Annotated in this window: 19 protein-coding genes; 11 read left to right on the top strand and 8 right to left on the bottom strand. The window is 55.6% G+C overall.

Annotated features, from left to right (window positions below; all coding sequences use genetic code 11):
• Positions 1 to 16 precede the first annotated feature (16 nt).
• Complete coding sequence (yhdP, locus tag L362_RS06815; RefSeq protein ID WP_023344998.1) at positions 17 to 3,814, top strand: AsmA2 domain-containing protein YhdP; 3,798 nt, start codon at positions 17 to 19, stop codon at positions 3,812 to 3,814.
• An 84-nt stretch (positions 3,815 to 3,898) separates the two neighbouring features.
• A complete protein-coding gene (gene tldD, locus L362_RS06820; protein ID WP_021242283.1) occupies positions 3,899 to 5,344 on the top strand; it encodes a metalloprotease TldD in 1,446 nt (481 codons plus the stop codon).
• A 46-nt stretch (positions 5,345 to 5,390) separates the two neighbouring features.
• Here the strand turns inward: tldD and L362_RS06825 are convergent, their stop codons facing one another.
• Positions 5,391 to 6,005 carry a YagU family protein gene (locus L362_RS06825; RefSeq protein ID WP_008502844.1) on the bottom strand — a complete coding sequence of 205 codons (615 nt, stop codon included), beginning with the start codon at positions 6,003 to 6,005 and terminating at the stop codon, positions 5,391 to 5,393.
• Between the two features lie 219 nt (positions 6,006 to 6,224).
• Positions 6,225 to 7,151 carry an HTH-type transcriptional activator AaeR gene (aaeR, locus tag L362_RS06830; RefSeq protein WP_008502843.1) on the bottom strand — a complete coding sequence of 309 codons (927 nt, stop codon included), beginning with the start codon at positions 7,149 to 7,151 and terminating at the stop codon, positions 6,225 to 6,227.
• Positions 7,152 to 7,330: 179 nt separating this feature from the next.
• Between aaeR and aaeX the strand changes: the two genes are divergently transcribed.
• From aaeX to L362_RS06855, 5 genes are all read left to right on the top strand, one after another.
• The gene (aaeX, locus tag L362_RS06835; RefSeq protein ID WP_003860416.1) at positions 7,331 to 7,534 is read left to right on the top strand and encodes a p-hydroxybenzoic acid efflux pump operon protein AaeX; all 204 of its coding nucleotides are present in this window, start codon (positions 7,331 to 7,333) and stop codon (positions 7,532 to 7,534) included.
• 7 nt (positions 7,535 to 7,541) lie between these two features.
• A complete protein-coding gene (aaeA, locus tag L362_RS06840; protein WP_008502842.1) occupies positions 7,542 to 8,474 on the top strand; it encodes a p-hydroxybenzoic acid efflux pump subunit AaeA in 933 nt (310 codons plus the stop codon).
• Between the two features lie 5 nt (positions 8,475 to 8,479).
• Positions 8,480 to 10,447, top strand: coding sequence for a p-hydroxybenzoic acid efflux pump subunit AaeB (gene aaeB, locus L362_RS06845; protein WP_023344997.1), 1,968 nt, complete (start codon positions 8,480 to 8,482; stop codon positions 10,445 to 10,447).
• 90 nt (positions 10,448 to 10,537) lie between these two features.
• Positions 10,538 to 11,992 (top strand): NAD-dependent succinate-semialdehyde dehydrogenase, encoded by a 1,455-nt coding sequence (locus L362_RS06850; protein WP_008502840.1) that lies wholly within the window; start codon positions 10,538 to 10,540, stop codon positions 11,990 to 11,992.
• Positions 11,993 to 12,037: 45 nt separating this feature from the next.
• The gene (locus L362_RS06855) at positions 12,038 to 12,310 is read left to right on the top strand and encodes a barstar family protein (RefSeq protein WP_008502839.1); all 273 of its coding nucleotides are present in this window, start codon (positions 12,038 to 12,040) and stop codon (positions 12,308 to 12,310) included.
• Between the two features lie 61 nt (positions 12,311 to 12,371).
• Here the strand turns inward: L362_RS06855 and yhcN (L362_RS06860) are convergent, their stop codons facing one another.
• The 3 genes from yhcN (L362_RS06860) to argR form a co-directional block, all read right to left on the bottom strand.
• Positions 12,372 to 12,638: a peroxide/acid stress response protein YhcN gene (gene yhcN / locus L362_RS06860; protein ID WP_008502838.1), complete on the bottom strand. Its 267-nt coding sequence runs from the start codon at positions 12,636 to 12,638 to the stop codon at positions 12,372 to 12,374.
• Positions 12,639 to 12,748: 110 nt separating this feature from the next.
• Positions 12,749 to 13,012 carry a peroxide/acid stress response protein YhcN gene (gene yhcN / locus L362_RS06865; protein WP_008502837.1) on the bottom strand — a complete coding sequence of 88 codons (264 nt, stop codon included), beginning with the start codon at positions 13,010 to 13,012 and terminating at the stop codon, positions 12,749 to 12,751.
• Positions 13,013 to 13,387: 375 nt separating this feature from the next.
• A complete protein-coding gene (argR, locus tag L362_RS06870; protein ID WP_008502836.1) occupies positions 13,388 to 13,858 on the bottom strand; it encodes a transcriptional regulator ArgR in 471 nt (156 codons plus the stop codon).
• 397 nt (positions 13,859 to 14,255) lie between these two features.
• On the opposite strand from argR, the gene mdh reads away from it, so the two are divergent.
• On the top strand, positions 14,256 to 15,194 hold the full coding sequence (gene mdh / locus L362_RS06875; protein WP_008502835.1) for a malate dehydrogenase: 939 nt from the start codon (positions 14,256 to 14,258) through the stop codon (positions 15,192 to 15,194).
• Positions 15,195 to 15,250: 56 nt separating this feature from the next.
• On the opposite strand, the gene degS is transcribed toward mdh, so the two are convergent.
• The 3 genes from degS to zapG form a co-directional block, all read right to left on the bottom strand.
• Positions 15,251 to 16,318 (bottom strand): outer membrane-stress sensor serine endopeptidase DegS, encoded by a 1,068-nt coding sequence (gene degS / locus L362_RS06880; protein ID WP_008502834.1) that lies wholly within the window; start codon positions 16,316 to 16,318, stop codon positions 15,251 to 15,253.
• A 91-nt stretch (positions 16,319 to 16,409) separates the two neighbouring features.
• The gene (gene degQ / locus L362_RS06885) at positions 16,410 to 17,777 is read right to left on the bottom strand and encodes a serine endoprotease DegQ (protein ID WP_021242281.1); all 1,368 of its coding nucleotides are present in this window, start codon (positions 17,775 to 17,777) and stop codon (positions 16,410 to 16,412) included.
• Positions 17,778 to 17,948: 171 nt separating this feature from the next.
• Positions 17,949 to 18,347 carry a Z-ring associated protein ZapG gene (gene zapG, locus L362_RS06890; RefSeq protein ID WP_008502832.1) on the bottom strand — a complete coding sequence of 133 codons (399 nt, stop codon included), beginning with the start codon at positions 18,345 to 18,347 and terminating at the stop codon, positions 17,949 to 17,951.
• Between the two features lie 189 nt (positions 18,348 to 18,536).
• Here zapG and zapE point away from each other — a divergent pair, with 189 nt between their 5' ends.
• The 3 genes from zapE to rpsI all read left to right on the top strand — a co-directional run bounded on the left by zapE (position 18,537) and on the right by rpsI (position 20,797).
• Entirely contained in the window at positions 18,537 to 19,661 is a 1,125-nt protein-coding gene (gene zapE / locus L362_RS06895) for a cell division protein ZapE (protein ID WP_023344996.1), read from the top strand.
• Between the two features lie 299 nt (positions 19,662 to 19,960).
• Positions 19,961 to 20,389, top strand: coding sequence for a 50S ribosomal protein L13 (gene rplM / locus L362_RS06900; RefSeq protein WP_003860434.1), 429 nt, complete (start codon positions 19,961 to 19,963; stop codon positions 20,387 to 20,389).
• Between the two features lie 15 nt (positions 20,390 to 20,404).
• Positions 20,405 to 20,797, top strand: coding sequence for a 30S ribosomal protein S9 (rpsI, locus tag L362_RS06905; RefSeq protein ID WP_003860436.1), 393 nt, complete (start codon positions 20,405 to 20,407; stop codon positions 20,795 to 20,797).
• Positions 20,798 to 20,908 lie beyond the last annotated feature (111 nt).

The raw sequence follows: 20,908 nt of genomic DNA, 5'->3' as shown, positions 1-20,908 counted from the left end.
TGACAAGGAGAGATGCGTGAGGCGATTGCCGGGGATTTTATTGCTTACAGGGGCAACGCTGGTCGTGATTGTCGCGTTGCTCGTGAGCGGGCTACGCCTCGTTTTACCGCATCTGGACAGCTGGCGTCCGCAGCTGCTGGCAAAAATCGAATCCACCACCGGCGTACCGGTGAACGTCAGCCAGGTAAGCGCCAGCTGGCAGAATTTTGGCCCGACGCTCGATGTGCGGGATATCAACGCCAGCCTGAAAGATGGCGGCCACCTCAAAATCAAACGCGTGACCCTGGCGCTGGACGTCTGGCAAAGCCTGCTGCATCTGCGCTGGCAGTTTCGCGATCTCACCTTTTATCAGCTCCAGTTTCTGACCAATACGCCCATCTCGGGCGGCGACAGCAGCCAGGGGCTTGAGGCCAATCGTTTTAGCGATCTTTTCCTGCGTCAGTTCGATCATTTCGATCTGCGCGACAGCGAAGTGAGCTTTATTACCCTTTCCGGCCAGCGCGCGGAACTGGCGATCCCCCAGCTGACCTGGCTCAACGGCAGGAACCGGCACCGCGCTGAGGGGCAGGTGAGTCTCTCCAGCCTGAACGGTCAGCACGGCGTGATGCAGGTGCGCATGGATCTGCGTGACGATGACGGTCTGCTAAATAACGGCAAAGTCTGGCTGCAGGCCGACGATGTGGACGTCAAACCGTGGCTGGGCGACTGGCTCCAGCAGAATATGCAGCTGGAAACGGCCCGATTCAGCCTTGAAGGCTGGCTGACCCTGACGAAAGGCGAATTTGCCAGCGGCGATATCTGGCTCAAGCAGGGGGGCGCGAGCTGGAAAGGTGAAAACCAGCAGCATCAGCTTTCCGTCGATAACCTCACCGCCCACGTGACGCAGGAGAAAGAGGGCTGGCAGTTTGCCATTCCCGATACGCGGATCGCGATGGACGGCAAGCCGTGGCCGCGCGGTGCGCTGACGCTGGCCTGGATGCCGGAGCAGGACGTTGGCGGCACGGCCAGTAAACGCAGCGACGAGCTGCGCATTCGCGCCAGCAACCTGGATTTGGCCGCCATTGAAGGGCTGCGCTCAATGGCGGCAAAGCTCTCTCCAGACCTGGGCGAGATCTGGCTGGCTACGCAGCCGAGCGGAAAGATCGATTCTCTGGCGCTGGATATCCCGCTTCAGGCGACGGAAAAAACCCGTTTCCAGGCAACATGGAAAGATCTTGCCTGGAAGCAGTGGAAGCTGCTGCCGGGTGCGGAGCACTTTAGCGGCAAGCTGGAAGGCAGCGTGGAGAACGGCAGGCTGACGGTTGATATGCACGACGCCAGAATGCCGTACGAGACGGTCTTCCGCGCACCGCTGGAAATCGAACAGGGGAACGCAGTGCTTAACTGGCTCCGTAACGATAAGGGCTTCCAGCTCGATGGTCGCCACATCGATGTCAAAGCTAAAGCGGTACACGCGCGGGGTGACTTCCGCTATCTGCAACCGCAGGGGGACGAGCCGTGGCTGGGTATTCTGGCCGGAATCAGTACCGATGATGGCTCGCAGGCCTGGCGCTATTTCCCGGAAAACCTGATGGGTAAAGCGCTGGTCGACTATCTGAGCGGCGCAATTCAGGGCGGTCAGGCGGAAAACGCCACGCTGGTCTACGGCGGTAACCCCCATCTGTTCCCGTACAAACATAATGAAGGTCAGTTCCAGGTGCTGGTGCCGCTGCATGACGCCACCTTCGCGTTCCAGCCGGGCTGGCCCGCGCTGAAAAATCTGGATATCGAACTTAACTTCCTCAATGACGGCCTGTGGATGAAGTCCGACAGCGTGGCGCTGGGCGGCGTGACGGCCAGCAACCTGACGGCCAACATTCCGGACTACTCAAAAGAGAAGCTGTTGATTGATGCCGACATCAACGGTCCCGGCAAGACGGTGGGACCGTACTTTGAGGAGACCCCCCTGAAAGAGTCGCTGGCGGCGACGCTTCAGCAGCTGCAGCTTGATGGCGATGTGAATGCTCGCTTACATCTTGATATCCCGCTGGACGGTGAGATGACCACCGCGAAAGGCGACGTCCGTCTGAAGAACAACAGTCTGTACATTAAACCCCTTGAGAGCACCCTGAAAAATCTCAGCGGGCAGTTCAGCTTTGAGAACGGTAACCTGAAGAGCGAGCCGCTGACCGCCAGCTGGTTTAATCAGCCCGTGAATATCGACTTCACGACCACAGAAGGTGAAAAGGCGTATCAGGTGGCCGTCAATCTGGACGGTAACTGGCAGCCAGCGCGAATGGATGTCCTGCCGAAGCCGATTGAGGCGTCGGTGGAGGGGGCGGTCGCCTGGCAGGGTAAAGTGGCAATCGACCTGCCTTATCACGCGGGTGCCCAGTACAAGGTCGACATCACGGGTGATCTGAAGAATCTTCGAAGCCAGCTGCCTGCGCCGCTGGATAAACAGGCCGGACAGCCGCTGCCGGTGAAGCTGAACGTCGAGGGCAACCTGAACAGCTTCGCGCTGACCGGAAACGCGGGCGGGACGAACCACTTCAACAGCCGCTGGCTGCTTAACCGCAAGCTCACCCTCGACAGGGCCATCTGGACGACGGATAGCCGCTCCACGCCGCCGCTGCCAGAGCAGACGGGCGTTGAGCTGAATCTGCCGCCGATGGACGGTGCAGAGTGGCTGGCGTTGTTCCAGAAAGGCGTTGGGCAAAACGTTGATGAAACCGCGCAGTTCCCGCAAACCATTACCGTACGCACGCCGTCGCTGATGCTGGGTGGGCAGCAGTGGAACAACCTGAGTATTGTCTCGCAGCCTGCTGCTAACGGTACGAAAGTGGAGGCCCAGGGCCGGGAGATAAACGGCACGCTGACCATGCGCAATCACGCGCCGTGGCAGGCGGCGATCCGCTATCTCTACTACAACCCGGCCGCCGCGAGTAAAGATAAACCGGCGGATACCTCGCCGCTGAGTCAAACCTCCCGCGTCGACTTTAGCGGCTGGCCCGATCTCCAGCTGCGCTGCGCGGAGTGCTGGCTGTGGGGACAGAAATATGGCCGTATCGACGGTGATTTTGCCATTCAGGGAAATACGCTTACGCTCACCGGTGGATTGATCGACACCGGCTTTGGCCGCATGACGGCAGGCGGGGAATGGGTGAATAATCCGGGCGAGCAGCGAACGTCCCTCAAGGGCGACATTAAAGGCAACAAACTGGATGCGGCAGCCAATTTCTTTGGCATCAGCACGCCGCTGCGCGGTTCGTCATTTGACGTCGATTACGATCTTCACTGGCGCGACGCCCCGTGGAAGCCGGATGAGGCCTCGCTGAACGGCATTCTGAAAACCCGCTTCGGCAAAGGTGAAATCGCCGACGTGAGCACGGGGCGCGCCGGGCAGATCCTGCGCCTGCTGAGTTTTGATGCGCTGCTGCGCAAGCTGCGCTTCGATTTCAGCGATACCTTCAGCGAAGGGTTCTACTACGATTCCATCCGCAGTACGGCGTGGATCAAGGACGGCGTTCTGCATACGGACGATACGCTGGTGGATGGCCTGGAAGCGGATATCGCCATGAAAGGCTCGGTCAACCTCGTGCGCCGCGAGCTGGATATGGAAGCCGTGGTGGCGCCGGAAATTTCCGCGAGCGTGGGCGTTGCGGCGGCCTTCGTGGTGAACCCGATTGTCGGTGCGGCGGTGTTTGCCGCCAGTAAAGTGCTAGGGCCGCTGTGGAGCAAGGTCTCTATTCTGCGCTATCGCATTACCGGTCCGGTCGATAAACCGCAGATTAACGAGGTGCTGCGCCAGCCGCGCAAAGATGCACAGCAATGATTTGACGTGGGCAGGTAATTGCCTCACTCTCAATAAATACGATCTTTATACCGCCACGGGCGGCAACGAACGAGTAGCAATACGATGAGTCTGAACCTGGTAAGTGAACATTTGCTCGCAGCGAACGGCCTGAACCATCAGGACCTGTTCTCCATTCTTGGTCAACTGACCGAACGCCGTCTCGACTACGGCGACCTTTATTTCCAGTCGAGCTATCACGAATCCTGGGTTTTAGAAGACAGCATCATTAAAGATGGCTCTTACAACATCGACCAGGGCGTCGGCGTCCGCGCCGTCAGCGGGGAGAAAACCGGTTTTGCGTATGCCGATCAGATTAGCCTCGCCGCACTTGAGCAGAGCGCGCAGGCCGCGCGCACCATTGTGCGTGATACCGGCGATGGTCGCGTGAAAACCCTGGGAGAAGTGCAGCACTCTGCGCTCTATACCAGCATCGATCCGCTGCAGAGCATGAGCCGTGAAGAGAAGCTGGATATCCTGCGCCGCGTGGACAAAGTGGCGCGCGCGGCAGATAAACGCGTGCAGGAAGTTTCAGCCAGCCTGAGCGGTGTGTATGAACTGATTCTGGTGGCGGCAACGGACGGTACCCTGGCGGCAGATGTCCGTCCGCTGGTGCGTCTCTCTATCAGCGTGCAGGTCGATGAGGACGGCAAACGCGAGCGCGGTTCAAGCGGCGGCGGCGGTCGTTTTGGCTATGACTGGTTCCTGGGCGACGTTGACGGTGAAGCGCGCGCTGACGCGTGGGCAAAAGAAGCCGTGCGCATGGCGCTGGTGAATCTGAATGCCGTCGCGGCGCCGGCGGGTTCATTCCCGGTGGTGCTGGGTGCCGGCTGGCCGGGCGTGCTGCTGCATGAGGCGGTGGGCCATGGTCTGGAAGGCGACTTTAACCGTCGCGGAACGTCGGTATTCAGCGGTCAGATTGGTCAACTTGTCTCCTCTGAACTGTGCACCGTGGTGGATGATGGCACCATGCGCGATCGTCGCGGCTCGGTGGCTATCGACGATGAAGGTACGCCCGGCCAGTACAACGTGCTGATCGAAAACGGCGTGCTGAAAGGCTACATGCAGGACAAACTCAACGCGCGCCTGATGGGCGTTGCGCCAACGGGTAACGGCCGTCGTGAATCCTACGCGCACCTGCCGATGCCGCGCATGACCAATACCTACATGCTGCCGGGCAAATCCACGCCGCAGGAGATTATCGAATCCGTTGATTACGGTATCTTTGCGCCTAACTTTGGCGGCGGCCAGGTGGATATCACTTCCGGTAAGTTTGTCTTCTCAACCTCAGAAGCGTACCTGATCGAGAAGGGCAAAGTGACCAAAGCGGTGAAAGGTGCAACGCTGATCGGCTCCGGTATTGAAGCCATGCAGCAGATCTCCATGGTCGGTAACGATCTGAAGCTGGATAACGGCGTGGGCGTCTGCGGTAAAGAGGGCCAGAGCCTGCCGGTGGGCGTGGGCCAGCCAACGCTGAAAGTAGACAACCTGACGGTGGGCGGCACAGCCTGACCTGAGCAAACATAAAAAAAGGCGCTACAGACGTAGCGCCTTTTTTTTAACGTAAGTTACCCAGCGGTATCTCCGGATCCGGCTCGTGAGTGATGCGGTTACGCAAGTCACGACGAATAATTTCGATCGACCAGAACCAGACCAGATGGCCCACGATCTCTGACACGTGTTCATACCACGGCAGCTCAAACAGCGGTGGCGTCAACCCCATCAGCGGGAAGGAGATCATATGCACAAAGAGCTGAGCTAACGCACCTGCCAGCAAACCCTGCCAGAGTTTAATTTTCGGGAAGACTTCAGCAACGACACAATAGCCAACAGCGAAGACGATGGAGAAAATAATATGCGTCACGCCAACCCAGTTAAATATATGTCCGGCAAATGTATAAACTGCCGCGTTAGGATCGACAACGCCCAGCCAGTCGCGTAAAAATACATAGGGAGGGTTTAAAAAATTGCGGGAACAGTCAATCTGGCCTGCGGCTCTTATTAATTGCTCTGGTCCGCATGCGCCGGTGAATAAGTCGGCGGGGCTGCGTGGCGGAAGCGGTACTTCGGCTCCCCATTTGACAAAAGCGGAGACGATCCCTGCAATTAAGCCGATGAACGCAGCGAGTCCATAGCGCCTGCGTGAAGGCGGTGTTTGTTCAAATAGATTCATTTCTTTTCCTTGTTTAACGTCATCCTGCGGAATACATTTTATTATTCATATCAGCAACAAATTAATAACAGCCTGACGAGCAGACTGCATATAAAGTAATGGGCTGATGGCGGTAGTGTCAATTAGCTATTCCTGATAGTGGCGAAGGAATATTCCTGAATGAATACGGGATTCATCCTGGGAATATTCATCGGTCCTATGCGTTATGGGATAAATGGATTATTCCTTTCGTCTTCCCCGCATCCCCTGAAACAGCTCCGCCACGTCCACAAAATACTCGGTCAGATAGTTAATGCACACCTGGACTTTCAGCGGGAGCTTGTCTTTTTCGGTATACAGGGCGTACACCGGACGCGGATCGGATTGGTAGCGCGGGAAGAGGATCTCCAGCACGCCGCTGTTAATTTCGTTGATCACCCACATCAGCGGCACGTAGGCGATCCCGGCGCCAGCCACCAGCCAGCGCGAAATGGTCATCGGATCGTTAGTGACAAACCGCCCCTCCGGCAGCAGTTTGGTGGAGATCCCTTCCGGGGCAATCAGCTCAAATTCATTGTCGGGCCGCACGCTGTACTCCAGCCACGAGTGGTTGGTGAGATCGGCGGGTTTCTCCGGCACACCGTACTGGGCCAGATAGCTCTTCGAAGCGCAGACGACCATCGGCATGCTGCCCAGCCGACGCGAGAACAGGCTGGAATCCTGCAGCGCGCCGACGCGGATCACCACGTCCAGGCCGTCGGCAATCAGATCCGGCGCCGGGATACCCGTCACCAGATTGACGGTAAGCCCGGGGTACTCTTTCAGCATATCCGCCGTCATGGCAGCGAGAACATTTTGTGCCATAGTTGAAGAACACCCGATGCGCAGCGTGCCGATGGGGGTGTTGTTGAAGGCGTAGAGCTGTTCGTGAACATCCCGCACTTCCAGAAGCATGCGACGACAGCCTTGATAGTAAATTTTACCCGCTTCCGTCAGGCCAATGCTGCGGGTACTGCGGTTGAGCAGCTTGACCTGAAGCTCATCTTCCAGTTTGGACACCGTCTGGCTGATAGAGGAGACGCTCATCTGAAGCTGGCGTGCAGCGGCGGTAAAGGAGCCCAGTTCAACCACTTTGGCGAAGACTGACATGCGTTTTAAACGTTCCATTGTTCACTCTGGCTTAAAAGTGATTTAGATCACATATTATAGATAACAGCATAACAGTTACGTTAATATATTATTAATTACATAACGGCTGCGCCATTCTCGCCCGGCGTTTCTTGCTCTCCTGCGGTGGCGTGCGCTAAAAAATTCTGAAGCCTGCACTCTCTCTTATCAAGGTCAACATGAGTCTGTTTCCCGTTATCGTGGTGTTCGGTCTGTCGTTCCCACCGATATTTTTCGAGCTTCTTTTATCACTGGCGATCTTCTGGCTGGTGCGCAAGGTGCTGGTCCCTACCGGGATCTACGATTTCGTCTGGCACCCTGCATTGTTCAATACCGCGCTGTATTGCTGCCTGTTTTACCTGATATCGCGCATGTTTGTCTGAGGTTGATGTGAAAACGCTAACAAGAAAAATCTCCCGCACTGCCATCACCATGGCGCTGGTTATCCTCGCCTTCATTGCCATTTTCCGCGCCTGGGTCTATTACACCGAATCACCGTGGACGCGTGATGCACGCTTCAGCGCCGATGTGGTGGCCATCGCCCCTGACGTGGCCGGTCTTATAACGGCGGTTAACGTTCACGATAACCAGTTGGTGAAAAAAGATCAGGTTCTGTTCACCATCGACCAGCCTCGTTACCAGAAAGCGCTGGAAGAGGCGGAAGCGGACGTGGCCTATTACCAGGCGCTGGCTGCGGAGAAACGCCGTGAGGCAGGCCGCCGTAATCAGCTTGGCGTTCAGGCAATGTCCCGTGAAGAGATTGACCAGTCCAACAACGTGCTGCAAACCGTGCTGCACCAGCTGGCGAAAGCAGAAGCAACGCGCGATCTGGCGAAGCTCGATCTGGAGCGTACCGTGATCCGCGCGCCGTCTGATGGCTGGGTGACCAACCTTAACGTCTATACCGGGGAATTCATTACCCGTGGCTCAACCGCCGTGGCGCTGGTGAAACAGAACTCTTTCTATGTACTCGCCTATATGGAAGAGACCAAGCTGGAAGGCGTACGTCCCGGCTATCGGGCAGAAATCACGCCGCTGGGCAGCAACCGCGTCTTTAAAGGTACCGTCGACAGCGTCGCCGCAGGGGTCACCAACTCCAGCAGTTCGCGTGATGCAAAAGGGATGGCAACGGTGGATTCCAACCTCGAGTGGGTGCGTCTGGCCCAGCGCGTGCCGGTCCGTATCCACCTGGATGAACAGCAGGGCAATCTGTGGCCTGCGGGTACCACGGCGACGGTGGTGATTACCGGTGAAAAAGATCGGGATGCCAGCCAGGACTCGTTCTTCCGTAAAATCGCCCACCGTCTGCGCGAGTTTGGTTAATCGCTATGGGCATCTTTTCCATCGCCAGCCAGCACATTCGCTTCGCCGTGAAGCTGGCGTGTGCCATTGTGCTGGCGCTGTTTGTTGGCTTCCACTTCCAGCTTGAAACCCCGCGCTGGGCAGTGCTGACGGCCGCGATTGTCGCTGCGGGTCCCGCCTTTGCCGTGGGTGGGGAACCCTATTCAGGCGCGATCCGCTATCGCGGAATGCTGCGTATCATCGGGACGTTCATCGGCTGTATCGCGGCGCTCACCATTATTATCCTGATGATCCGCACGCCGCTGCTGATGCTGATGGTGTGCTGTATCTGGGCGGGCTTCTGCACCTGGATCTCATCCCTGGTGAAAGTGGAGAACTCCTATGCCTGGGGTCTGGCGGGCTATACCGCGCTGATTATTATCATCACCATCCAGTCCGAGCCGCTGCTGGCTCCGCAGTTTGCGGTGGAGCGATGCAGTGAGATTGTCATTGGTATCGTGAGTGCAATTGTCGCGGACCTGCTGTTCTCCCCGCGCTCCATCAAGCAGGAAGTCGACCGTGAGCTTGATGCGCTGATTGTCGCCCAGTACCAGCTGATGCAGCTCTGCATTAAGCACGGCGACAGCGAAGAGGTGGATAAAGCCTGGAGCGGGCTGGTTCGCCGCACGCAGGCGCTGGAAGGGATGCGCAGCAATCTCAATATGGAGTCGTCACGCTGGGCTCGCGCTAACCGTCGTCTGAAAGCCCTTAATACGGTCTCGTTAACGCTGATTACTCAGGCATGTGAAACCTACCTGATTCAGAACACGCGCCCGGAAGTGGTCACCGATACGTTCCGCGAACTGTTCGCTGAGCCAGTGGAAACGGTGCAGGACGTGCACAAGCAGCTTAAGCGTATGCGCAGGGTTATTGCCTGGACAGGGGAACGTGACACGCCGGTAACGATCTACACCTGGGTCGGCGCCGCGACGCGCTACCTGCTGCTGAAACGCGGCGTGATCGGGAATACCAAAATCAGCGCGGCGGAAGAAGAGGTACTGCAGGGCGAAGTGGTGATCAAGCCGGAATCCGCCGAGCGCCATCACGCGATGGTCAACTTCTGGCGGACGACGCTTGCCTGTATGCTCGGCACGCTGTTCTGGCTGTGGACGGGCTGGACGTCCGGCAGCGGCGCGATGGTGATGATTGCCGTCGTGACCGCACTGGCGATGCGTCTGCCTAACCCGCGTATGGTCGCCATCGATTTCCTGTACGGCACCCTTGCCGCCCTGCCGATCGGCGCGCTCTATTTTCTGGTCATCATCCCGTCTACCCAGCAGAGCATGCTGCTGCTCTGTATTAGCCTGGCGGTGATGGCGTTCTTTATCGGCATTGAGGTGCAAAAGCGCCGCCTCGGATCGCTGGGGGCGCTGGCGAGTACGATTAACATCATCGTGCTGGATAACCCGATGACCTTCCATTTCAGCCAGTTCCTCGACAGCGCGTTAGGTCAGCTGGTGGGCTGTTTCCTGGCGATGATGGTGATTCTGCTGGTCCGCGATAATTCGCAGGCAAGAACGGGCCGCGTGCTGTTGAACCAGTTTGTGTCGGCCGCCGTGTCGTCGATGACAACCAACACCGCGCGTCGAAAAGAGAACCATCTGCCCGCGCTCTACCAGCAGCTGTTTTTACTGCTGAACAAGTTCCCGGGCGACATTGCCAAGTTCCGCCTGGCGCTGACCATGATCATTGCACACCAGCGTCTGCGCAATGCGCCGGTGCCGATCAACGACGATCTGTCGGCCTGGCACCGCCAGCTGCGTCGTACCGCGGACCACGTGCTTTTCGCCAGCAGTGATGACAAACGACGTCGCTACTTTACGCAGCTGCTTGCAGAGCTTGATATCTACCAGGAGAAGCTTAAAACCTGGGAAGCGCCACCTCAGGTGACCGAGCCGGTAGGACGGCTGGTGTTGATGCTGCATCGCTACCAGAATGCCCTCACGGATAGCTGACTGAAGTAAAAAAACCGACGCCAAAAGCGTCGGTTTTTTTGTGGCTATACTTATTCCAGCACGTTCTTACATTTCAGGAAGGGAGGACACATGACGACCCAGGCGCTTCAGGATCACATCCTTTTTCAGACCGGTTATCTGGTCAACGGGATCTGGAAAACGCTGGACACGACCTTCGATGTGCTTAACCCCGCTACCGGGGAAGTCATCGCGAAAGTCGCGAAAGCGGGTAAAGCACAAACCGAAGAGGCTATCGCAGCGGCCACCAAAGCCTTCCCGGCCTGGCGTGCCAAAACCGCGAAAGAGCGCTCGGCGATTCTTTATCGCTGGTACGAACTGATTATTGAGAATAAAAGCTGGCTCGGGCAGTTAATGACCACCGAGCAGGGCAAGCCGCTGAAAGAAGCGGAAGGTGAGGTGGAGTACGCTGCCAGCTTTATCCAGTGGTTTGCCGAAGAGGCCAAGCGCGCCAACGGGGAAATTATTCCGCCGATCAAACCCGGCTCGCGCATTCTGGCGACCCGCGAACCCATAGGCGTGGTGGCGGCGATAACGCCGTGGAACTTCCCAATGGCCATGCTCACCCGCAAATTAGGCCCGGCGCTGGCTGCGGGGTGCACCGGAGTGATCAAACCGGCCAATAACACGCCGCTCAGTGCCTTTGCGCTGCTCACCCTGGCAAAACAGGCCGGCGTACCCGACGGCGTGCTCAACGCCGTGGCCGGGAATACCCATGAAATCAGCGATGCGATTATGGCAAGCCGAGACGTGCGTAAAATCTCCTTTACCGGCTCGACCTCCGTCGGCAAAACGCTGGTGCGTAATGCTGCCGAAACCATGAAAAAAGTCTCGATGGAGCTGGGGGGAAATGCCCCGTATATCGTTTTTGAGGATGCAGATATCGACGCGGCGGTGAAGGGGGCGATTGCCAACAAGTTCCGCAATGCCGGGCAGGTCTGCGTCAGCGTGAACCGTTTTTATATTCAGGAAACCGTCTACGACAAGTTTGTGAATAAACTTGCCGATGCCGTGAAGGCGCTCAAGGTGGGGAATGGCCTTGACGAGGGCGTTGTTGTCGGGCCGCTGATTGAATCTGCTGCGGTCGACAAGGTGCGTGAGCATGTCGACGATGCCGTCTCACGGGGGGCAACCGTACTGGCAGGGGGTAAGCCCCATCCGCTTGGCGGGAATTTCTGGATGCCAACCGTGCTGGGCGACTGCCATGAAGGCATGAAGCTGGCAGAGGAAGAGACGTTTGGCCCGGTTGCGGCGTGTTTCCGTTTCACCTCGGAAGATGAAGTTATCCAGCGTGCCAACAATACGCCCTACGGGCTGGCGGCTTACTTCTATACCCAGAATCTCTCACGTGTTTTCCGCGTTTCCCAGGCGATCGAGAGTGGGATGATCGGCATTAACGAGTGTGCCGTCTCCACGGAACTGGGGCCCTTTGGTGGCGTGAAGGAGTCAGGCCTGGGTCGTGAGGGCTCCGTGCTGGGCCTGGAAGAGTATCTGGAAGTGAAAACCCTTCACATTGGGGGATTATAATAGACAGGGCGGCATCTGCCGCTCGCCTGGACTGGGTGGCTGGCAATGAAAACCTATACCTTTGATTTTGACGAGATCGACAGTCAGGAAGACTTCTACCGTGAGTTTATCCGGGTGTTTGATCTTGAACGGGAAAGCGTGACGAATCTGGATACGCTGTGGGACGTGGTGACCGGGAGTCTGCTGCCGCTACCGCTGGAAATTGAGTTCATCCATTTGCCCGATAAGCTGCGCAGACGTTTTGGCGCACTGATATTACTGTTCGATGAAGCGGAAGAAGAGCTGGAAGGGCAGCTGCGTTTTAACGCGCGGCACTGAATGAAAAAAGCCCCTGACCATCAGGCCAGGGGCAAGTCGTATGATGAGATACGACGAGGGTTTATTTATACAGTTCTGCAGTTGCATGCCAGTGGTCACCCTGATTCAGTTCGGTGACGCGATAGCTGCTGGCACCTGCTTTTTCAGCTTTGGCAGCCAGTTCGTGACGGATATCCATCGGAGAGCCGGTAACAGACGTCACGGAGATGCTGCCCATAGGCTGCAGATTTTGTGCCTGGTCGGCATTCACCTGCTGTACGGCTGCGCTTGCGCCGAAAGAGAGAACAGATGCCAGACCGAGGGTTGCGATGATCAATTTGGTTTTCATAGTCTTTACTCCTGAATAGGGTTTTTGCTCAACGGCGAGAAGGGTTGAACCGCTATTTTTATGCCTGGTGCCGTTGAGTGGAGATTTACGAGTTCAGTTATTGCTCAAACTTATTTGTATAGCTCAGCGGTGGCGTGCCAGTGTGCACCAGAGCGCGCTTCGATGATGCGATAGGATGACGCACCCTTTTCTTCCGCTTTTTTGTTCAGCATCTCATGCATGTCCATTGGCGATGTGCCGACCGCGCCGACAGAAACCGTACCGATGGCCTGGCGGGATTGCGCCTGGTCAGCATTGATAGCGTCAGCCGCGAAGGCACCGAATGACAGGACAGACAGGACGCTCAGCGCCGCTACAGTTGATTTGATTTTCATGATTCTTACCTCGTCGAATTTTTTAGTGGGGTCTTGTTTCGTGACCCTCATCACAAAATCAAGTATACACTAATAACGGAAAAAATTAATACCAGACTAATGGTTTCTATTGTTATTACGTGTTAAACAGTCTTTTTTTTATAACCAAATTGCATAATATTGGGTGTTTTTTACACATTTTAGTTGGTTATGTCTAATGAAATCATATGGATATCAGCTTTTGATTTTTTGTGCGATTTTTTGATTTAGCATTCACCAGGTGAATGTTAATGGGTGGTAAAAAGCACTATTTGTCAAAGGCAGAGGCAGTGAAAAAGAGGGGGAAACGGTGTGGAGGCAGAACGATCCCCGCAGCGGCGCTACGGGGAAAGGGGATTAGAGTTCCTGTTCGAACAGAACCAGAATCGCTTCGTGGAGATCTTTAACGGAGAAACCGCTGGCTGGCGTGGTAAAGATGGTGTCATCACCGGCGATAGTCCCGAGGATACCTTCCGTTTTACCCAATGAGTCCAGCATGCGGGCAATCAGCTGTGCGGCACCTGGGCTTGTGTGGATCACCACAACGGCATCGTTGTAGTCGATATCCAGAACCAGATTCTTGAGCGGACTGGAGGTGGTCGGCACGCCAAGTTCAGCCGGCAGGCAATAGACCATCTCCATCTTGGCGTTACGGGTACGTACCGCGCCAAATTTCGTTAACATGCGGGAGACCTTCGACTGATTGATGTTGTCGAAGCCCTGTTCCTGCAGCGCCTGAACAATTTCTCCCTGAGAACTGAATTTCTCTTCTTTAAGTAGCGCTTTAAACGCCTTTACTAATTCTTCTTGCTTAGACGAGCTTCGCATAAGTCACCCGGAATATGACGATAGAAACAACATTATTATGCATGTGGATGAATTTTTATGCAAATTATCTACTCAGCGCCAGGCTGAAATAATGTTATGAAAGGGAGTGATTTTATCAGAATTCGTTATCAGAAAACATGCCTGGGTCACGCCGCGCAAATAAGCTTAAAAGTAAATTAAATGTTATCAAAATGATGTTGTTTTGGTGGCGGGGCAGGGTGTATTGTAACCACCTCTTAATTCGTTGCCGTCTGTCGTCAGATAGCCTTCTGAAGAGAGATAAAGTCGCGCGACCTCAAATTCTTTAGCTACGAAAATTGTAATTAAACACTTGCTGAATTATGGTCGCCGCAACGGATTTACAGATACTTAAGTTAACCATAATAAGGAGTTTAGGATGAAAGTCGCAGTCCTCGGCGCTGCTGGTGGTATCGGCCAGGCGCTTGCCCTACTACTGAAAACCCAACTGCCTTCAGGCTCAGAACTCTCCCTGTACGATATTGCTCCGGTAACCCCAGGCGTGGCGGTTGACCTGAGCCACATCCCTACCGCTGTAAAAATCAAAGGCTTCTCCGGTGAAGATGCGCGTCCTGCTCTGCAGGGTGCCGACGTGGTGCTGATTTCTGCAGGCGTGGCGCGTAAGCCAGGCATGGATCGTTCAGACCTGTTCAACGTCAACGCGGGCATCGTGAAAAACCTGGTGCAGCAGATTGCTGAAGTGTGCCCGAAAGCGTGCATCGGTATCATCACTAACCCGGTGAACACCACCGTTGCTATCGCGGCAGAAGTGCTGAAGAAAGCAGGTGTTTACGACAAAAACAAACTGTTCGGCGTAACCACGCTGGATATTATTCGCTCCAACACCTTTGTTGCTGAGCTGAAGGGCAAACAGCCAACAGAAGTGGAAGTGCCGGTCATCGGCGGTCACTCTGGCGTTACCATCCTGCCTCTGCTGTCGCAGATCCCAGGCGTGAGCTTCACCGAGCAGGAAGTGGCTGACCTGACTAAACGCATCCAGAACGCGGGCACCGAAGTGGTGGAAGCGAAGGCGGGTGGCGGTTCTGCAACCCTGTCTATGGGCCAGGCGGCTGCACGTTTCGGTCTGTCACTGGTTCGCGCCCTGCAGGGCGAGAAAGGCGTTGTTGAATGCGCTTACGTTGAAGGCGATGGCGAACACGCTCGCTTCTTCTCTCAGCCGCTGCTGCTGGGCAAAAATGGTATCGAAGAGCGTAAATCCATTGGTACGCTGAGCGCGTTTGAACAACACGCGATGGAAGGCATGCTGGATACGCTGAAGAAAGATATCACCCTGGGTGAAGAGTTCGTTAACAAGTAATACGAACCGTCTCCCGGCAAAAAAACGGAGCTTATCGCTCCGTTTTTTTATGCCTGTCAGTTCGTTGCCGGGTATTCCTGAATGGTGACCTGCAGCGTCAGTTTCTTATCGTTGCGCATGACTTCAACAGGGATGATAGAGCCCGGGCGAATTTCTGCCACCTGGTCCATCGTCTCCAGCGCAGAAACCGCCGGTGTGCCGTTGACCGACACAATGACGTCATTGACCTGAATCCCCGCGTTGGCCGCCGGACCCCCTGGCGCCACCTCGTTCACCACGATGCCCTGGATCTGATCGATCCCGCCACCCTGGGTATGCATCGGCGCAATTTCACGGCCACCGATACCGATATAGCCGCGGATCACGCGTCCGTCGCGGATCAGCTTATCCATAATTTTGGTCGCCAGCTGGAACGGAATGGCAAAGCCGATGCCTTCCGGCGTCTCGCCGTCGTTACTCTTATCGAACGAGAGGGTGTTGATGCCCATCAGTTCGCCCAGCGAGTTGACCAGTGCACCGCCGGAGTTTCCGTGGTTGATGGAGGCATCGGTTTGCAGGAAGTTCTGCCGCCCGGATGGGTTGAGGCCAATACGCCCGGTCGCGCTGATAATCCCCTGGGTGATGGTCTGGCCCAGGTTGTAAGGGTTACCAATCGCCAGGACGACGTCACCAATATGCGGGGTACGTTTACGGTTGATCGGGATGACCGGCAAACCGCCCGTGGCGTTAATCTTCAGGACGGCGAGGTCAGTCAGGCTGTCAGAGCCAACGAGTAATGCCTCAAACACGCGGCCATCCTGTAGGGCGACGATGATCTGGTCGGCATCGTTTATCACATGCTTGTTGGTAATAATGTAGCCGCGCTCGTCCATGATTACCCCGGAGCCGAGAGTGCGGATCTCCAGCTGGTTATGGGCTGAGGTATTCAGGCCACGGTTATAGACGTTAACTACGGCAGGTGCGGCACGGCGAACGGCCTGGTTATAGGTGGCCGGCGTTTCATCCGTGCTATCGAACTGAGGGGCCGACAGTTTATTGAACTGACGTAAAGACGGCAGCGCCAGCAGCAGCAGGCCAGCGACAATCAAACCGATGACAATAGAACGTAAGAGCTTTAAAAGCATGATGCGCGTGTCGTTAAAAAAGGAACGATTTGCAGCATAACATGAGTTATCCGGACATCACACGCAGCGGTGATGTCCGGGTCGCAAATGCTTAGCGCAACAGAATATAGATAGACTCATTGCCGCGCATGACCTGCAGGGCAATAACCGCCGGTTTACTCTCCATCACCTTGCGTAGTTCGGCAATGGACTGCACGCGATTGCGGTTTACCCCAATGATCACATCTTCCTGATGCAATCCGGCCTGTGCGGCAGGGCTGCTCTTCTCAACGGTGTCGATGCGAATGCCTTTCGTACCGTCTTTCAGCTGTCCATCGCTCAGCGTCGCACCCTGCAGCGCCGGGGCGATCAGCTCCGCACTGGCAGAGGAGGAGGTGCTCTTATCCAGCGTCACTTCAACGTCCAGCGGCTTACCGTCACGGATCAGACCCAGCTTCACTTTGGCGCCGGGTTCGGTGGTCGCTATCCGCGAGCGCAGCTCGGCAAAGCTGCTCAGCGGCTTGTCGTTGAGGCTGACGATCACATCGCCCGATTTGATACCTGCTTTTGCCGAGCCGGAGTTAGGCAGCACTTCACTGACAAACGCCCCGCGCTGTACGTTGATATTGAACGCTTTGGCGATATCGGCGCTCATCTCCATACCTTTAATACCCAGCAGCCCGCGTTTGATTTCGCCGAACTGAATGAGCTGCTGCGCCAGGGTTTTGGCCATATTGCTGGGAATCGCAAAACCGATCCCGATGCTGCCGCCACCCGGGGCCAGAATGGCTGTGTTGATCCCAATCAGCTCACCGTTAAGGTTAAGTAACGCCCCGCCGGAGTTCCCGCGGTTGATTGAGGCATCGGTCTGGATAAAGTTTTCCAGCCCTTCCAGATTCAGGCCGCTGCGTCCCAGCGCGGAGACGATCCCGGAAGTGGCGGTTTGCCCTAAGCCAAAGGGGTTACCCACGGCGACGGCAAAATCACCGACGCGCAGTTTGTCGGAGTCCGCGATGGCAATCTGGGTCAGGTTACTCGGGTTTTGTACCTGCAACAGCGCAATGTCGCTCTGGTCATCACCGCCAATCAGTTTGGCATCAAATTCGCGGCCATCGTTTAGCTGGACGCTGATTTTATCGGCCTGGCTGATGACATGATTGTTAGTCAGAATGTAGCCTTTTGCCGCATCAATAATGACGCCGGAACCCAGGCCTTCAAAAGGCTGGGCCTGCTGGTCGGGAGACTCATCGCCAAAATATTTTTTCAGTTCTTCAGGGACGCGTTGGCTTTGTACCGCCGTGCCCTCAACCTGAACGCTGACCACCGCAGGCAACACTTTTTCCAGCATGGGGGCAAGGCTTGGAATGGCCGCCTGGCCAGGCACCTGGGAGGGAAGGGCGGCAAATACAGGGACGGACGCCGAGAGAGATAACCCGACACTTAACGCGATAGCGCTCAACAGCTGGTTTTTTTTCTTCATCGATGTTGACTCTCGTAACCTGGAATAAAGGAAAAACGGCCCCAAAAACACGTTGATGTTATTGAATTTTAAACCGCTGAACAATGAGGTGTTTAACTAAATGATAGCTGGGGTCAGGAAGAAAGGACGGGCGCAATCGCTGCGCCCGTAAAATAAATTCAGGTTGTGCGATTAATCGCGTTTTACACCGCCGCGCAGCAGGCCGGACGCGCCGTCTGAATAGTCGCGAGGCATCTGAACAGGCGCCTGGTCGTTACCGGCTTCAGAGTCTGCCAGACGGTTGCGGAACGGATTGGTTTCCGCCGTCATTTCCGGCAGCAGGCTGCTGGAGCTTTTTGCCATATGCTGATACAGCTGACGATAGTCGGTCGCCATGTTGTCCAGCAGCTCGGCGCTACGGGCAAAATGGCTGACCAGCTCTTCACGATACTCTTCCAGCTCGGCTTTGTTCTTTTCCAGTTCGTACTGCAGTGACTGCTGCTGACGCAATTTGCGATTACCGAAACGCATGGCCACAGCACCGATGACGATGCCGACGACTAAACCGATTAGCGCATATTCCCAGGTCATGAACTTCTCCCGTTGTCTTGTTGTTCCGTAGGGTGTTGGCTCGGCTCCTGCCTGTGCCTGATAATGCCACTATAACCGCTATTTCCGTAGAAGTGGAATCCTGACGTATCATCGCGTAGTGTAGAACGGCCTTTTTTTCATCAGTCACGTCTGCTGGTGAGCGTTAATTGAAGGAATAACAATAAGATTATGCAAAACCTGTCCCCTGCATCGCGATATCAACTGGCCCTAAACGAGGGCACTCATCAGCCGGATGACGTACAGCGTGAGGCGGTAAGTCGTCTGGAGATGATTTATCAGGAACTCACGGCCAAACCCGCTGAAACCGAACAGAATGGCGGGCTAAAGGCGGCATTTGGACGGTTGCTCGGAAAAAAAGCGCCACAGGCCCACGCGCCGGTGCGCGGTCTATATATGTGGGGCGGGGTCGGTCGCGGAAAAACCTGGCTGATGGACATGTTCTACCAGAGCCTGCCGGGGGCGCGTAAACAGCGTCTGCACTTCCACCGCTTTATGCTGCGTGTGCATGAAGAGCTGACTGCGCTGCAGGGTAAAAGCGATCCGCTGGAGATTGTGGCCGACAGGTTCAAGGCGGAAACGGACGTGCTCTGCTTCGATGAATTTTTTGTGTCTGACATCACCGATGCCATGCTGTTAGGCGGCCTGATGAAAGCGCTTTTTGCCCGCGGGATCACGCTGGTGGCCACGTCGAATATTCCGCCGGATGAGCTTTACCGCAACGGCCTGCAGCGGGCACGCTTCCTGCCTGCCATCGACGCCATTAAGCAGCATTGTGACATTATGAACGTTGATGCCGGTGTCGATTATCGCCTGCGCACCTTAACCCAGGCGCACCTGTGGCTCTCGCCGTTAAATGCAGAGACCACCCGCGAGATGGATAAACTCTGGCTGGCGCTGGCGGGGGCAAAACGCGAGCACGCCCCGGAACTCGAGATTAACCATCGCCCGCTGCCAACGCTCGGCGTTGAAAACCAAACGCTGGCGGTCTCCTTTACGACGCTGTGCGTTGATGCCCGCAGCCAGCACGACTACATTGCGCTTTCACGTCTGTTCCACACCGTGATGGTGCTGGATGTGCCGGTGATGACGCGACTGATGGAGAGCGAGGCGCGGCGCTTCATCGCGATGGTGGACGAGTTTTACGAGCGCCACGTTAAGCTGGTGATTAGCGCCGAGGTTCCTTTATATGAGATCTACCAGGGGGAGCGGCTAAAGTTTGAGTTCCAGCGCTGCCTGTCTCGCCTGCAGGAGATGCAGAGCGAGGAATACCTGAAGCTGGAGCATATGCCATAAACGCTACCCTCTCCCTGTGAAGGGGGACTTGTCGGCCGGGTAAGGCGCAGCCGCCACCCGGCATTTTCCACCGCCTCGAAAAACCCAATTTGAATCACATTTAAGGGTCGATCTTTGACCTCAACTTCTCTATAATCTTGCGACCCCACGTTACGAGAAGGTTTTTTTCCCGAAACTTTCTATGTGTCGGCATGTGCTATTCGAAGGGGTAGGTTTGCCGGACTTTGTCGTGTGAACCTCAACTGACTAAACGTTTGGGTGTTCACCAACGTGTAACTTATTATTTGGGTAAGCTTTTAATGAAAACTTTTACAGCTAAACCAGAAACCGTACAGCGCGACTGGTATGTTGTTGACGCGACCGGTAAAACTCTGGGCCGTCTGGCTACTGAACTGGCTCGTCGCCTGCGCGGTAAGCACAAAGCGGAATACACTCCGCACGTTGATACCGGTGATTACATCATCGTTCTGAACGCTGACAAAGTTGCTGTTACCGGCAACAAGCGTACTGACAAAATGTACTACCACCACACCGGCCACATCGGTGGTATCAAAGAAGCGACCTTTGAAGAGATGATTGCTCGCCGTCCTGAGCGTGTGATTGAAATCGCGGTTAAAGGCATGCTGCCAAAAGGCCCGCTGGGTCGTGCTATGTTCCGTAAACTGAAAGTTTACGCAGGCAACGAGCACAACCACGCGGCACAGCAACCGCAAGTTCTTGACATCTAATCGGGATTATAGGCAATGGCTGAAAATCAATACTACGGCACTGGTCGCCGCAAAAGTTCCGCAGCTCGCGTTTTCATCAAACCGGGCAGTGGTAAAATCGTAATCAACCAGCGTTCTCTGGAACAGTACTTCGGTCGCGAAACTGCCCGCATGGTAGTTCGCCAGCCGCTGGAACTGGTTGATATGGTAGAAAAACTGGATCTGTACATCACCGTTAAAGGTGGTGGTATCTCCGGTCAGGCAGGTGCGATCCGTCACGGTATCACCCGCGCTCTGATGGAGTACGACGAATCCCTGCGTTCTGAACTGCGTAAAGCTGGCTTCGTTACTCGTGACGCGCGTCAGGTTGAACGTAAGAAAGTGGGTCTGCGTAAAGCACGTCGTCGTCCACAGTTCTCCAAACGTTAATCCATTCTGCTTACGCAGAACGATTGGCGAAAAACCCGCTTCGGCGGGTTTTTTTATGGATAATGCGCAGGTTATCCACAATATCCATGCATATATCTTCTCTTTTTCCAC

Origin of the sequence: Enterobacter sp. MGH 16, from assembly GCF_000493175.1 — a bacterium.
GTDB classification, from domain to species: domain Bacteria; phylum Pseudomonadota; class Gammaproteobacteria; order Enterobacterales; family Enterobacteriaceae; genus Enterobacter; species Enterobacter roggenkampii.
This window is presented reverse-complemented; position numbering and strand designations above follow the sequence as displayed.

Coding starts and splice junctions, on each gene's coding strand:
- aaeR (WP_008502843.1), bottom strand. CDS start 7,151: ATGGAACGTTTAAAACGCATGTCAGTCTTCGCCAAAGTGGTTGAACTG.
- mdh (WP_008502835.1), top strand. CDS start 14,256: ATGAAAGTCGCAGTCCTCGGCGCTGCTGGTGGTATCGGCCAGGCGCTT.
- L362_RS06855 (WP_008502839.1), top strand. CDS start 12,038: ATGAAAACCTATACCTTTGATTTTGACGAGATCGACAGTCAGGAAGAC.
- degS (WP_008502834.1), bottom strand. CDS start 16,318: ATGCTTTTAAAGCTCTTACGTTCTATTGTCATCGGTTTGATTGTCGCT.
- argR (WP_008502836.1), bottom strand. CDS start 13,858: ATGCGAAGCTCGTCTAAGCAAGAAGAATTAGTAAAGGCGTTTAAAGCG.
- yhcN (WP_008502838.1), bottom strand. CDS start 12,638: ATGAAAACCAAATTGATCATCGCAACCCTCGGTCTGGCATCTGTTCTC.
- L362_RS06825 (WP_008502844.1), bottom strand. CDS start 6,005: ATGAATCTATTTGAACAAACACCGCCTTCACGCAGGCGCTATGGACTC.
- tldD (WP_021242283.1), top strand. CDS start 3,899: ATGAGTCTGAACCTGGTAAGTGAACATTTGCTCGCAGCGAACGGCCTG.
- rplM (WP_003860434.1), top strand. CDS start 19,961: ATGAAAACTTTTACAGCTAAACCAGAAACCGTACAGCGCGACTGGTAT.
- aaeX (WP_003860416.1), top strand. CDS start 7,331: ATGAGTCTGTTTCCCGTTATCGTGGTGTTCGGTCTGTCGTTCCCACCG.
- L362_RS06850 (WP_008502840.1), top strand. CDS start 10,538: ATGACGACCCAGGCGCTTCAGGATCACATCCTTTTTCAGACCGGTTAT.
- aaeB (WP_023344997.1), top strand. CDS start 8,480: ATGGGCATCTTTTCCATCGCCAGCCAGCACATTCGCTTCGCCGTGAAG.
- zapG (WP_008502832.1), bottom strand. CDS start 18,347: ATGACCTGGGAATATGCGCTAATCGGTTTAGTCGTCGGCATCGTCATC.
- rpsI (WP_003860436.1), top strand. CDS start 20,405: ATGGCTGAAAATCAATACTACGGCACTGGTCGCCGCAAAAGTTCCGCA.
- yhcN (WP_008502837.1), bottom strand. CDS start 13,012: ATGAAAATCAAATCAACTGTAGCGGCGCTGAGCGTCCTGTCTGTCCTG.
- degQ (WP_021242281.1), bottom strand. CDS start 17,777: ATGAAGAAAAAAAACCAGCTGTTGAGCGCTATCGCGTTAAGTGTCGGG.
- zapE (WP_023344996.1), top strand. CDS start 18,537: ATGCAAAACCTGTCCCCTGCATCGCGATATCAACTGGCCCTAAACGAG.